General features: G+C 58.0%; 14 protein-coding genes. 7 read left to right on the top strand and 7 right to left on the bottom strand.

Annotation, left to right across the window (positions count from 1 at the left end; genetic code table 11):
• Positions 1-38: 38 nt before the first annotated feature.
• Both QOL67_RS13935 and purD read right to left on the bottom strand, forming a co-directional pair.
• Positions 39-650 carry a LuxR C-terminal-related transcriptional regulator gene (locus tag QOL67_RS13935; RefSeq protein ID WP_283426584.1) on the bottom strand — a complete coding sequence of 204 codons (612 nt, stop codon included), beginning with the start codon at positions 648-650 and terminating at the stop codon, positions 39-41.
• A gap of 81 nt (positions 651-731) precedes the next feature.
• Positions 732-1,994 carry a phosphoribosylamine--glycine ligase gene (purD, locus tag QOL67_RS13930; protein WP_283426583.1) on the bottom strand — a complete coding sequence of 421 codons (1,263 nt, stop codon included), beginning with the start codon at positions 1,992-1,994 and terminating at the stop codon, positions 732-734.
• Between the two features lie 83 nt (positions 1,995-2,077).
• Here purD and xseA point away from each other — a divergent pair, with 83 nt between their 5' ends.
• Positions 2,078-3,604 carry an exodeoxyribonuclease VII large subunit gene (xseA, locus tag QOL67_RS13925; protein ID WP_283426582.1) on the top strand — a complete coding sequence of 509 codons (1,527 nt, stop codon included), beginning with the start codon at positions 2,078-2,080 and terminating at the stop codon, positions 3,602-3,604.
• Between the two features lie 9 nt (positions 3,605-3,613).
• Here xseA and QOL67_RS13920 read toward each other — a convergent pair whose 3' ends face one another.
• Positions 3,614-4,012 (bottom strand): hypothetical protein, encoded by a 399-nt coding sequence (locus QOL67_RS13920; protein ID WP_283426581.1) that lies wholly within the window; start codon positions 4,010-4,012, stop codon positions 3,614-3,616.
• A gap of 39 nt (positions 4,013-4,051) precedes the next feature.
• A complete protein-coding gene (locus QOL67_RS13915) occupies positions 4,052-5,083 on the bottom strand; it encodes an alkane 1-monooxygenase (RefSeq protein WP_283426580.1) in 1,032 nt (343 codons plus the stop codon).
• A 218-nt stretch (positions 5,084-5,301) separates the two neighbouring features.
• Here QOL67_RS13915 and rpmG point away from each other — a divergent pair, with 218 nt between their 5' ends.
• A complete protein-coding gene (rpmG, locus tag QOL67_RS13910; RefSeq protein ID WP_007814563.1) occupies positions 5,302-5,469 on the top strand; it encodes a 50S ribosomal protein L33 in 168 nt (55 codons plus the stop codon).
• Positions 5,470-5,581: 112 nt separating this feature from the next.
• Positions 5,582-6,109 (top strand): GNAT family N-acetyltransferase, encoded by a 528-nt coding sequence (locus QOL67_RS13905; RefSeq protein ID WP_283426579.1) that lies wholly within the window; start codon positions 5,582-5,584, stop codon positions 6,107-6,109.
• Positions 6,110-6,163: 54 nt separating this feature from the next.
• Here the strand turns inward: QOL67_RS13905 and QOL67_RS13900 are convergent, their stop codons facing one another.
• Positions 6,164-6,940, bottom strand: coding sequence for a Bax inhibitor-1/YccA family protein (locus tag QOL67_RS13900; protein ID WP_283426578.1), 777 nt, complete (start codon positions 6,938-6,940; stop codon positions 6,164-6,166).
• Between the two features lie 141 nt (positions 6,941-7,081).
• Complete coding sequence (locus QOL67_RS13895; RefSeq protein WP_283426577.1) at positions 7,082-7,291, bottom strand: DUF1127 domain-containing protein; 210 nt, start codon at positions 7,289-7,291, stop codon at positions 7,082-7,084.
• Between the two features lie 159 nt (positions 7,292-7,450).
• Here QOL67_RS13895 and QOL67_RS13890 point away from each other — a divergent pair, with 159 nt between their 5' ends.
• Positions 7,451-8,344 carry a LysR family transcriptional regulator gene (locus tag QOL67_RS13890; protein ID WP_283426576.1) on the top strand — a complete coding sequence of 298 codons (894 nt, stop codon included), beginning with the start codon at positions 7,451-7,453 and terminating at the stop codon, positions 8,342-8,344.
• Between the two features lie 3 nt (positions 8,345-8,347).
• On the opposite strand, the gene QOL67_RS13885 is transcribed toward QOL67_RS13890, so the two are convergent.
• Positions 8,348-9,310, bottom strand: coding sequence for an NADPH:quinone oxidoreductase family protein (locus QOL67_RS13885; protein ID WP_283426575.1), 963 nt, complete (start codon positions 9,308-9,310; stop codon positions 8,348-8,350).
• A 333-nt stretch (positions 9,311-9,643) separates the two neighbouring features.
• Here QOL67_RS13885 and QOL67_RS13880 point away from each other — a divergent pair, with 333 nt between their 5' ends.
• From QOL67_RS13880 to QOL67_RS13870, 3 genes are all read left to right on the top strand, one after another.
• The gene (locus QOL67_RS13880; protein ID WP_164645348.1) at positions 9,644-10,012 is read left to right on the top strand and encodes a helix-turn-helix domain-containing protein; all 369 of its coding nucleotides are present in this window, start codon (positions 9,644-9,646) and stop codon (positions 10,010-10,012) included.
• A gap of 57 nt (positions 10,013-10,069) precedes the next feature.
• On the top strand, positions 10,070-10,861 hold the full coding sequence (gene hisN / locus QOL67_RS13875; RefSeq protein WP_283426574.1) for a histidinol-phosphatase: 792 nt from the start codon (positions 10,070-10,072) through the stop codon (positions 10,859-10,861).
• 134 nt (positions 10,862-10,995) lie between these two features.
• On the top strand, positions 10,996-12,345 hold the full coding sequence (locus QOL67_RS13870; protein WP_283426573.1) for an 8-oxoguanine deaminase: 1,350 nt from the start codon (positions 10,996-10,998) through the stop codon (positions 12,343-12,345).
• Positions 12,346-12,350 lie beyond the last annotated feature (5 nt).

Here is a 12,350-nt window from a genome sequence, read left to right as displayed (position 1 = left end):
GCGCGCCTGCGCGCTAGAGGGGCTGGCCCCTCAAGCAGCTATCGCACAGTCCCGTCGCTGGCGGAATAAATATGCCGCGTGCCAATCGCTCCCAATGACTGGAACAGGCTCGCGGTGTTGGACACGCCAAATTTCTTGAGCAACTTGCCGCGATGCACCTCCACCGTGCGATTGCTCATCTCCAGTTTGATGGCAATTTCTTTGCTGGTCAGCCCCTCGGCCAGAAGCGAAAACACCTCCCGTTCACGCCGAGTCAGCGGATGATAGGGGCGAGAGCCAGAAATATCCGCAAAGCTCCATACCGCGCGTTGCAGCGGGTCTTCCGGCGTAAATGTATGCCCGCGCACGCGGCACCAGAACATCTCGCCGCCGCGCCGCATCATCACGCGTTCATCCCAATAAAAATTGCCCTCGCGCAGCTCCTGCACACCGCGATTGCGAATATTAGTGAACTCTTCCTGTGTGGGATAAAGGATCGCAAAAGTGCTGTCTTTGAGCGCTGCACGCTCATAGCGGAACATGTCGGCAAAGGTCTGATTGCAATCGCGGATCACGCGGTTTTCAGTCACCACAATGCCCACCGGCGCAAAGCTGAACGCCAGTTCCACAAAATCGCCCGTGGCAAAGGCGTCTTCCACCGAAATGGTCATGTCATCTCCCCCAATTCAGGCGGAGAATAGGGCGCTGCACACCTTGGCGCAACGCCCGCAGAACTACGTGTCAGGTGTGGCTCAAAGCGCACGCCAGCCAATATCTCGGCGATAAAACCCGCCAGGCCAATCAATCGCATCCACCATGGCATAGGCCCGATCCCGCGCTTCCTGCAGGCTCGCGCCCCTTGCGGTCACGTTCAGCACACGACCGCCTGTCGCAGTGATCTGCCCGTCTTTCGCAGTGGTGCCAGCGTGGAACACCATGTTCTTGCTGTCCGCTGCGATCGCATCGAGCCCGTCAATCACGGAGCCCTTCTCATACGACCCAGGATAGCCATTGGCCGCCATCACCACTGTGATCGCGTGATCATCCGCCCAGTTTACCTGCGTCTCATGAAGACGCTCTTCGGCGGCGGAATGCATCAGGTCCATCGCCTGCGCGCCGAGGCGCATCATCAGCACCTGACATTCCGGATCGCCAAAGCGCACGTTGTATTCCACCAGACGTGGCTGGCCGTCTTTGATCATCAGACCGACGTACAGCACACCTTGGTACGGCGTGCCGCGCTTGGCCATCTCATCAATGGTCGGCTGCACAATCTCATCCAGCGCTTTCTGTGCAATCTCATCAGACAGCACTGGCGCAGGGGAATAAGCACCCATGCCGCCGGTGTTTGGCCCGGTGTCACCTTCGCCCACCCGCTTGTGGTCTTGCGCGGTGCCAACCGGCAAAGCGGTCTTGCCGTCACATAGGATAAAGAAGGAGGCCTCTTCGCCTTCCATGAACTCTTCGACAACCACTTCAGCGCCCGCGCCACCAAAGGCACCGCCAAACATGTCGTCCACCGCATCCAAGGCGGTTTGCAAATCCATCGCCACAATCACGCCTTTGCCCGCGGCCAAACCGTCGGCTTTCACCACAATGGGCGCGCCCTGTTCGCGGATGTAGGCCTTGGCGGCTTCTGCATCGGTGAAATGGCCGTAGCCCGCTGTGGGTGCGTTGGCTGCATCACAAATCTCTTTGGTGAAGCTCTTGGAGGCTTCCAGCCGTGCCGCGGCTTTGGATGGGCCAAACACCAGCACGCCCGCCTCACGCAGGCGATCCGCGACGCCGTTTGCCAGAGGGGCTTCTGGGCCGACGATGACAAAGTCAATTGCATTGGCTGCCACAAAGGTCACAACCTCGCCGCCATCCTCGATGTCAAAGCTGGCACATTCCGCGATCTGCGCGATGCCCGCATTGCCCGGTGCCACAATCAGCTTGTCGCATTTCGGGTTCTGCATCACCGCCCATGCCAATGCATGCTCACGTCCACCGCTGCCGAGAATAAGAATGTTCATGTTGCCGCCTTCCGCTTGGCCTCCGCTTAGCGGCGTTCTAAGGTGGCCGGGCACAGGAAACAAGGGAACTGAGCAGCGCACCCATGTCTGATCTGATCGACGACCCACGAGAGGGCGAAAACGCCCCGGAATTCAGCGTCACCGAACTTTCCGGTGCCATCAAGCGCATGATCGAGGGCGAGTTCTCTCATGTGCGCATCAAAGGTGAAATTGGTCGGGTGTCGTTTCCGCGCTCGGGCCACGTCTATCTCGATTTGAAAGACGACCGCTCTGTGATTGCGGGTGTGATGTGGAAAGGCGTCGCTGCACGTGTTTCCACCCGTCCCGAAGAAGGCATGGAAGTGGTTGCCACCGGGCGCCTCACCACCTTTCCGGGACAATCCAAATACCAACTGGTGATCGAAGACCTGAAGCCGGCAGGTGTCGGCGCGCTGATGGCGATGCTGGAAAAGCGCAAAACCATGTTGCAGGCCGAAGGCCTGTTTGCGCAGGAGCTCAAAAAGCCGCTGCCCTATCTGCCGGAAATCATTGGCGTGGTCACCTCTCCCAGCGGGGCTGTGATCCGCGATATCCTGCACCGATTGCGGGATCGCTTCCCACGCAAGGTGCTGCTGTGGCCTGTTGCAGTGCAAGGCGAACAATGTGCCAAGCAAGTCGCCAACGCCATTGATGGCTTTAACCAAATGACCCCCGGCGGCTCCATGCCGCGTCCCGATCTGATCATTGTCGCCCGTGGCGGTGGCAGCATCGAAGACCTTTGGGGCTTCAACGAAGAGGTGGTCGCCCGTGCGGCGGCAGCGTCTGACATTCCGCTGATCTCTGCCGTCGGCCACGAAACCGATACAACACTGATCGACTTTGTCTCCGACAAACGAGCGCCAACCCCAACCGCTGCAGCTGAACTGGCCGTGCCCGTGCGGCTCGACATGTTGGCCTGGGTTGAAGAGCAAGGCGCGCGCCTCACACGTGGCCTGGAGCAGGGACTGCGCCAACGAGATCAGCGTTTGCGTGATTTGGCCCGTGCGCTGCCGCGTGCCGACACTCTGCTGCAAACCCCGCGCCAGCGGTTAGACACGGCTGCTGATGCATTGCCACGTGCCTTGCAATCCGGAGTACAAACCCGCCGCGTCGCCTTGGCTAAATCCAGTGGTGGCTTAAGTGGCGAAACTCTCAATCGCATGATTGAAATTCGGCGCCAAAAGCTGGGTCGTCATGCAGATCGCTTGTCTGCAGACGGACTGACGCGAGACATCTTGCGCCGTCGAGAGCGTTTGGAAAACATGGTTCAGCGCCTGAAATCTTTGGGGGAACATCGCAACCAAACGCTGCGCAATCAGATTGCATCGCTCGAACGGATGCGCGGGTCATTGGGCTATGAGGCCACGTTGGAACGTGGCTACGCGGTTGTGCGTGGCGATGGGGCTGTTGTGAAAACTGTGGAGGCTGCTGCGCAGGCAAGCGCGATAGAAATCCAATTCGCCGATGGCCGTATGGCTGTGGGGCAGGGCGCAAGCACCGCTGCGGCCTCACCGGCCCCAGTCAAGCCAAAACCTGCTGCCAAGCCAAAACCCAAAAAGGCGCCCCCGCCTGAGCAGGGTAACCTCTTTTAAGGTTGGGTGTTAGACGCCAACATCGGGCCCAAGGCACAGCATTTCGTCGTTGGTGTCCTCAATTTCGTAGAGCAGTCGCCCGTCCGGTTCGTTTTCGAATTTGGCGCTCAGGCCACGTGGATCTTCATAAAAACTCCAGCACTGAGCCCCGGGACTGTCCTCGTAGACAAAACAAATCTGACCGGCCTCTTCGTACCAATAGCCGTCTTTGCATTGGCCGCTGCCATCCAGGAACGCCCATCGCACCCTTCGGTCAGACAGGTATTCTTCAACGCCGTAACGCCGCCCATCAGCTTCATAGAACAGTGTTTTACCTGCTACGTAAGCTTCAAATTCTGCCGCAGACATGGCGTCCTGTGCCGCTGCTGCGCTGCCCAGCAACGCACATATTATGCTCAAATATTTCATGTGCCACATGCTGCCCCAGCCGGGGCGGTCAATCCAGTCTCATTGCTGTGATGCGCGCAGTTTTGCCACCCGTGGGTCCATCACCTGCCGCCAAAGGCGCGGCCAGAGTGCCAGAATTGCCATCAGCGGCAAGGACTGCGGTAGGATTGGCATAACCTCCGGGTCTAGGCGAAGCGCGGGATAATCCCGCGTTGGCGCCATATGGTGGTCTGAATGACGCGGGGCGTTCAGCATCAACGCAGACGTAAAGAGCTGCGGCGCGTTCCAGCTGTGCTCTGGCCCCACCGGTTCCGGCTTGCCGTTCTCACGCAAAAGCCGATGCAACCCGTAGTGCTGCACATAGTCTGACAACAAAAGCTGCATGCTGCCGTAGCTTGCCAGTGCCACATAGGCCAGCACGCCGCCCAACCCCGCCAACCACACCGCCACCGCAAGGCAAAGCACCGCGCCGCCGATATAGATCACATAGGGATGCAGTAGAGACTTGCGGCCACCGGCGCGCGCGCGCATGGCATTTTCGGCCTGCCATCCGGCCTTAAACGACCCAACCCAGGCTCGCGGCCAGAACTGATAGAAATTCTCCCCTTCTCTTGGGCTGTTTGGGTCCTTCTCCGTGGCCACCCAGATATGATGCACCTTGGGATGGGCAGAGGTGTGATGCCCAAACAGCAGCGAGATATAGACCCACATGCCCAGCCTGCGCGGAAATCGCGCCGCCTTGTGGATCAACTCATGGGCATTGGCATTGCTCACCTGTCCAAAGAACAGTCCAAACGCGATGAAACAGCAAACCTTGGCGCCAAGGCTGATCCCTGTGACACCCGCCAGCGCCAACACCGCAACGATCATCAACGGAAAATGCGCAAGACCCAGCACCAGCGACAGTCGCATCCCGCTTGGAAACTCTCCACCCTCACCAGTTTTGACCGCAGCACCTTGCACCAGGCGATCCATCACATGGATCAGGCTGGTCATGTAAATCAGAGCGGCCACCGCCCATAAGCCGCCCAACAGCCCGCCAAGCGCCAAAAGCGCGACGGGAATCGTTGTTGCGATCCAGAACCAAGCCATGTGTTTTCCCTTTCAAAGAGGTTGTCCTCTTTGTAGTTGGGCAAAATTACCGCTTCGTTTCCGGCCTGCAAAGCCACGACGTGGAGTTATTTTGGCGGGATTGTACTTTTCTTGGGGAATCCCGCGCCAACCCCATTGACTCGGCTCCAGCCATCATTAAAAGGCGGGCTTCAAGAGATTTACACGGGGTATCTGTGCCCCGGCGCAGGAGAAGTACAATGGCGAAGCCGACGACCATCAAGATCCGTCTGAACTCGACCGCGGGCACGGGCCATTTCTACGTGACCAAGAAAAACGCACGCACGATGACCGAAAAAATGGTCGTCCGTAAATACGACCCGGTGGTGCGCAAGCATGTCGAGTACAAAGAAGGCAAGATCAAGTAAGATCGCTTTCTGAGACACATGCAAAAGCCGCGCCGCACCAAGGCGCGGCTTTTTGCTTTTTAAAAAACCCGCGCCTGAAAAACAAAAAACGTTTTCTTCAGGAGGGTTCCAAATGCCCCACCCCTTTTTTATCCGCCCCGCTTCGCTTGATGATCGTCAGGCCGTTTCTGACCTGTTTGCACAATCCTACCCGGATTTGCTGCCGCAGGACTATGAAGACGCTGTGCTTGAGGATGCGCTGCCGTTGATTACCAAAGCACGGGCGTCGCTCTTGGCCTGCGGCACCTATTTTGTTGCTGAATGTGCGGAAACTGATGCCATTGTTGGGGCAGGGGGCTGGACGGATCTCAGCCCGTCTCGCGGTGTAAGTGGCACCGATCTCGGTCATGTGCGCCATGTGGCGACACGCCCTGACTGGCTGCGCCGTGGGGTTGCGCGGTCGTTGATTGACGTGTCTCTTGCCTCTGCTGAGGCACATGGGATGCGCCAGATGAGCTGCATGAGCACATACACCGCACGGCCGTTCTATGAAGCTATGGGGTTTGAGGAAACCTCGGAGGTGGAGCTCACCTTGGCCCCTGGCGTGCACTTTCCGGCGATCCAAATGCGGCGCAGCCTCAGCGCTCCGGAATACGCCTGAAACAAAAAAGGCCGGTCGCAATGACCGGCCTTTTCAATTGCTATTCTATTCAGATCACTCGCGGTTGCCGAGGAACTGCAGCAGGAACATGAACAGGTTGATGAAGTCCAGATACAGGGTCAGCGCACCCATGATGGCGGCTTTGCCCAACCATTCGCTGTCGCCGTGCTGGGCGTGTGCGATATAGTCGTTTTTGATCTTCTGGGTGTCATATGCGGTCAGCGCGGCAAAGATCAGAACACCAATTGCAGAAATCGCAAACGCCATCGCAGAAGACTGCAGGAAGATGTTCACAATCGATGCCACGATCAGGCCGATCAGACCCATCATCAGGAAGGTGCCCAGACCGGACAGGTTCTTCTTGGTGGTGTAGCCGTAGAGCGACAGACCCGCAAAGGCGATCGCGGTGATCAGGAAGGTGTGGATGATCGACTCACCGGTGAACACCAGGAAGATCGAGCTGATCGATGCGCCCATCAGGGCCGCAAAGACAAAGAAGAACAGCTGTGCACCAGCGGCAGACAGGCGGTTGATTGCGGCGCCAAAGCCAAACACCATCGCCAGTGGAGCAAACATGAGCACCCACTTCAGAGGGGACGCATACAGCGTGTGGCCGAGCGATGTGAGGTATTTGTCTGCGCCAATCTGAGCAACGGCACCAGATGGATCAGAGGTCACGGCCAGGCCGGACAGCGCCCAAGCGGCAGCAAAGGTGATCAACATGCCCACGGACATGTTGCCGTAGACTTTGTTCATGTGGGCGCGCAGGCCCACGTCAATATGAGCCGCGCTGGCCGTAGCCGTGCCGCGGATCGTGTCAAATTCAGCCATCAAAGCCTCCGAGTTTACTTTATTGCCCCCAGAACCTGACGTTCAGAGGGTTTCAACGTTGAATATCGGTGACGGGGGGCGTGAATTCAAGGATTTCCGCCGTTTAACCGGCGAAAATCCGCATCAGTGTTAATGGTTGTCTCAGCCGCGCCAATGTGCGGGAACGTCCCACGCGGAGCGACTCAACTCGCAGTCCACATCTGTTTGGGTCAAACCCATGTCGCGCAGGGCAGTGGCATCCAGCTGTGACAGCTGGCGGCGCTGACGTAGGACGGCAAAGGCTTGCGTCAGGCGGGACAGGGAAAACTTGGAACCACGGGAGCTCGCGGAAGAAGTGGTGATGAAGGCCATGGGTCGTTCCTTTCCTGAATTGTGATTGATCTTGGCGTGTGCATCAAATTACTTGATGTATATCGGGGAGTGTGTGTATTTAGAAAGCGAATGTTTGTGACGGACTTCATCACATTTCATGATGAATGTTCAAAAACAGTGATCTAAAGAGGGAAAGCTATGCGCAATCTTGATGTAACCACGCTCCGAAGCTTTGTCGCTGTTGCCGATATGGGGGGTGTGACCAAAGCAGCCGGTTTCCTGCATCTCACGCAATCAGCGGTTTCCATGCAGCTCAAACGGCTTGAGGAGCTGATTGGCGTTGCGCTCCTGGATCGCACGGGCCGCGGTATCGCCCTCACGCCGGCCGGGGAGCAAATGCTGGGGTATGCCCGTCGCATGGTCACGCTCAACGATGAAATCATGCGCCGCTTAAGCCACGACGAATTTGAAGGGTCGGTCACTCTTGGTGTGCCACATGATATTGTCTATCCAACAATCCCGCGTGTCATGCAGCAGTTCGCCGCCGCCTTTCCACGCGTGAAAGTCAATTTGTGTTCGTCTTATACGCTTGAGCTGAAGCAGCTGTTTGACAAAGGTGAGATTGACCTCATTTTGACCACGGAAACCAACACACCAGACGGGGCCGAAGGGCTGTGCACTTTGCCTTTGGTGTGGATTGGTGCGCCGGGTGGGGCGAGTTGGCGCCGTCGGCCGTTCCCCTTTGCCTCTGCACGTCAATGCCTGTTCCGGCAACGGGCGATTGCGGCACTGGATCGCGCTGGCATCGAATGGGATTCCGCGCTGGAGACCGAATCTGATCGCACAGTTGAGGCGACAATTGCAGCTGATCTGGGGGTTGGGGAGATGTTGCTTGGCACAGAGCCACGCCATCTGGAGGTCATTGATCACGGCGGAGCCCTGCCCGAATTGGGTGAGCAGCACATCAATATGTATGGCGCGGAGCAGGCCAAAGGCGATGTCATCGCCCATCTGGCCGAGCTGATCCGCAAGAGTTTCCTGTCCATGCACGCGCCGGTCGAAAGCCCGCCGCGGCTTGGAGTGGTGGGCTAGCCTCTAGTCGAGTGTGACGACCACCTTACCGGTGGATTTACGGCTGCGTAGAAGCTCATAGGCGTCTGCGGCCTGCGCCAACGGCAAGGCATGGCTGACATGTGGTTTCAGTTTACCTTCGCCGTACCAGCCAAACAGCGTGCGCATGCTGCCGGTCAACACCTCTGGCTTGAATGACAGATACCCGCCCCAATAGAGACCAATCACCGTCAGGTTTTTCACCAGCAGGTGGTTGGCAGGAATTTGTGGGACCTCTCCACTGGCAAATCCCAAAGGCAAGAGGCGCGCTTCAGGGTTGCAGGCACGAAAGGCGGCTTTGAATTGGTCGCCGCCAACTGGATCATAAACCACATCGGCGCCGCCCAAGGCTTTCACTTCTGCGCGGATGTCTGCGGCTGTGGCGTCAATCAGGTGGTCCGCGCCCGCCGCCTGCGCGACCTTCAGCTTGTCAGCTCCGCGCGCGCAGGCAATCACATTGGCACCCATCAGCTTGCCGAGTTCCACGGCTGCGAGGCCGACACCACCTGCCGCGCCAAGCACCAAGAGGTTCTCTCCTGGCTGCAATCTAGCACGATGATCCAACGCGACGTGGCTTGTGCCATAGGCCACAGGAAAGGCCGCAGCGTCCTCATAGCTCATGCCGTTTGGCAGAGGGACGATGCTCTCTGCGGGATAAACGCCATAGTCGGCCAAGCCGCCGCTACCCCCAAAAACCAGCACATCAGAGCCCACTTCTGGCCCGTTTGTATCCGGCCCCAAGGCGTCCACAACCCCGGCCACTTCCATGCCCAGCGTGAACGGCACTGGCGGGGTGGCTTGATAAGTGCCCTTGATCATCAGCAAATCACCAAAGTTCAACGCGCAGGCTTTGATCTTTATGCGGACCTCGCCAGGGCCAGGTTCCGGCTTGGCAATGTCTACAAGGCTTGGGGGGGCGTCGTGGGATGTAACTTGAAAGGCGCGCATCTAAATTCTCCTCATCTGGGAATCGAATACACAGCGCTCAGTGTTCAAGTCAAAGCTGATCCCTTGAAAACAGAGGATTGCGACACGACGTCACCCTGCGGCAGAACATTTCCCTAGACCTAAAAATGCAAAAATGACAATCCCCGATTGTATGGCCCACTCTATCCAGAAGGGGTAAGACACATTCTTTCCCTTGATTATAAGGCGAAAACTGCTAGAGTGAATTATCGCGAAAGGGATGCGCGATTACTTCACTAAACGAGTTGGTGACGCTGCTGGGCGACTGCATGGTTGTTGGCTGCGCCCCGATATTTCATTCGGAGGAGACGTGTGATGACACATCCAGTGGACGTGCATGTTGGCAAAAGAATCCGCCAACGCCGGTGGCTGACAGGGATGACTCAGCAACAATTGGCAGAGCAAGTCGGCATAAAGTTTCAACAAATTCAAAAGTATGAAACGGGTGCCAACCGTGTCAGCGCCTCTCGGCTTTGGGACATTTCTGACGCGCTTGACGTGCCTGTGAGCTTTTTCTTTGAGGGTCTGGAAAGCGACAGCGATGGCGCAAGCTCCGGCAGCGTGCCGGCTGACATCATGGCGGACAAAGAAGCGTTGGATCTGATCCGCAGCTACTACGCCATTCCGGAAAACCAACGCAGGCGTTTGTTTGAACTCGCCCGCGTGTTGTCTGACGTCGCTTGAGTCCACTCCCGCTCTGGTCTAGCCATGGCGCGAGCGCCAGAGCGGAGACTGTGACCGATGACATCAGAACAGAATGACTTGATTGTCGTAGCAGATGCCATGGCAGATGCGGCCCGCGCGGCCATTCTTCCCCACTTTCGCAGCTCCACACTGACCGCAGACAACAAATTGTCTGACGGGTTTGATCCTGTGACCGTGGCAGATCGAGCTGCCGAGCAGGCGATGCGGGCTGTACTGGCTGAGCATCGCCCGCAAGACGGCATTTTTGGCGAGGAATTTGGCAAATCCGAAGGCTGCAGCGGGCTGACCTGGGTGTTGGATCCGATCGACGGCACCCGCGCGTTTATCTCCGGCACCCCAACGTGGGGTGTTCTAATTGCTTTGTCTGATGAAAATGGCCCGATCTACGGCGTGATTGACCAGCCTTACATTGGCGAGCGTTTCAGAGGTGGTTTTGGCGTGGCTGAAGCTGATGGTCCGCAGGGTATGAAGCCACTGAAAACACGGGGCACGGCGACTTTGGCGGAGGCCGTGATCTTCACCACTTTCCCCGAAGTCGGCACCGAAGCAGAACGCGCAGGTTTTGAGCGTGTCGCATCCCAAACCAAACTCACCCGGTACGGTATGGATTGTTATGCCTATGCGCTTCTGGCGGCTGGCCAGATTGATCTGGTGATTGAGGCCGGCCTCAACGCCTACGATATCCAGGCCCCCATTGCCGTGATTGAAGCTGCTGGCGGTGTGGTCACCAACTGGCAAGGCGACCCTGCGCATGGCGGTGGCCAAGTGCTCGCCGCCGCCAACAAAGGTTTACACGCGCAAGCGCTGGCGCTTCTGCAAGAGGGCTAACTTGCGCCACCCTTGATTGCGGCCCCTACGTTTCGCTATGATTGTCGGGCACAGCGAGTCCTTTGCCCGCATTCTGTCGCTGTGCCGCATATCGCAACCGAATCGGGCCCTCTTTTGGCCCAAGGAATGCGCATATGGCAAAAGCCACCGAAACTCTGATCAAATCGGCTCAAACCGTTCTGACCATGGATGACAACCGCCGCGAACTGGCGAAGCATGATATTCGCATCAAAGGCGGTGTGATCACCGAGATTGGTGAGAACCTCGCCACCGACGGCGAGACCGTCTTTGCCAATGGCTGCGTGGTCACACCTGGCTTGGTGAACACCCACCACCATCTTTATCAAACCCTGACTCGCGCGGTGCCGGGTGGCCAGGACGCCTTACTCTTTGGGTGGCTGCAACGGCTTTATCCGATCTGGTCGCGCTTTGGCCCGGAAGAGATGAACATCTCAGCGCAAATTGGCTTGGCAGAGCTGGCGCTCTCTGGCTGCACGCTGACCTCTGACCATCTTTACCTCTATCCCAACGGTTCGCGTCTGGATGACTCCATCGAGGCTGCCAAAGAGGTGGGTATGCGCTTTCATCCCACCCGTGGCGCCATGAGCATTGGCGAGAGTGACGGTGGCTTGCCGCCGGACTCATTGGTTGAAAAAGAAGACGCCATTCTGAAAGACGCCATTCGCCTGATCGACACCCACCACGACGCCCGCGACGGCAGCATGGTGCGTGTTGGCGTGGCGCCTTGTTCGCCGTTCTCCGTGACCCGAGACCTGATGCGCGAAGCTGCCATCTTGGCGCGGGACAAAGGCGTGATGTTGCACACCCACCTCGCTGAGAATGACGAGGACATTGCCTATTCACTGGAAAACTTCGGCTGCCGCCCCGGCCAATACGCCGAAGAACTTGGCTGGGTGGGCGAAGACGTCTGGCACGCGCATTGTGTGAAGTTGGATCAAAGCGAAATAGACCTCTTTGCCCGCACCAAAACCGGCGTGGCGCATTGTCCGTGCTCCAACTGCCGCCTTGGCAGCGGCATCGCGCCCGTGCGCGCCATGCGCGACGCCAAAGTACCGGTAGGTCTTGGTGTCGACGGATCCGCCTCTAATGATGCAGGTAATCTGGTAGCTGAGGCGCGTCAGGCTATGTTGCTGCAGCGAGTCGCTTTGGGCGCGGATGCCATGTCCCCCCGCGAAGCACTTGAAATTGCCACGCGGGGCGGGGCAGAGGTGCTGGGCCGTCATGATTGTGGTCAGATCGCCGTGGGTAAACGGGCCGATATCGCGATCTGGGACGTGACCGGCGTACACAGCGCTGGCAGCTGGGATCAGGCGGCGATTCTTCTGGCCGGGCCAACCACCGTGCGCGATCTTTTTGTCGAAGGGCGCCAAATCGTGCGCGACGGTCATATGACCAGCATCAACCTGGCCTCAGTGGTTCAGCGGCAGAATGCCTTGGCAACGCAGTTGGCCGAAGCGATCTGAGGCAA

It is taken from the genome of Shimia sagamensis, from assembly GCF_900182745.1.
GTDB classification, from domain to species: Bacteria; Pseudomonadota; Alphaproteobacteria; order Rhodobacterales; family Rhodobacteraceae; genus Shimia; species Shimia sagamensis.
This window is presented reverse-complemented; position numbering and strand designations above follow the sequence as displayed.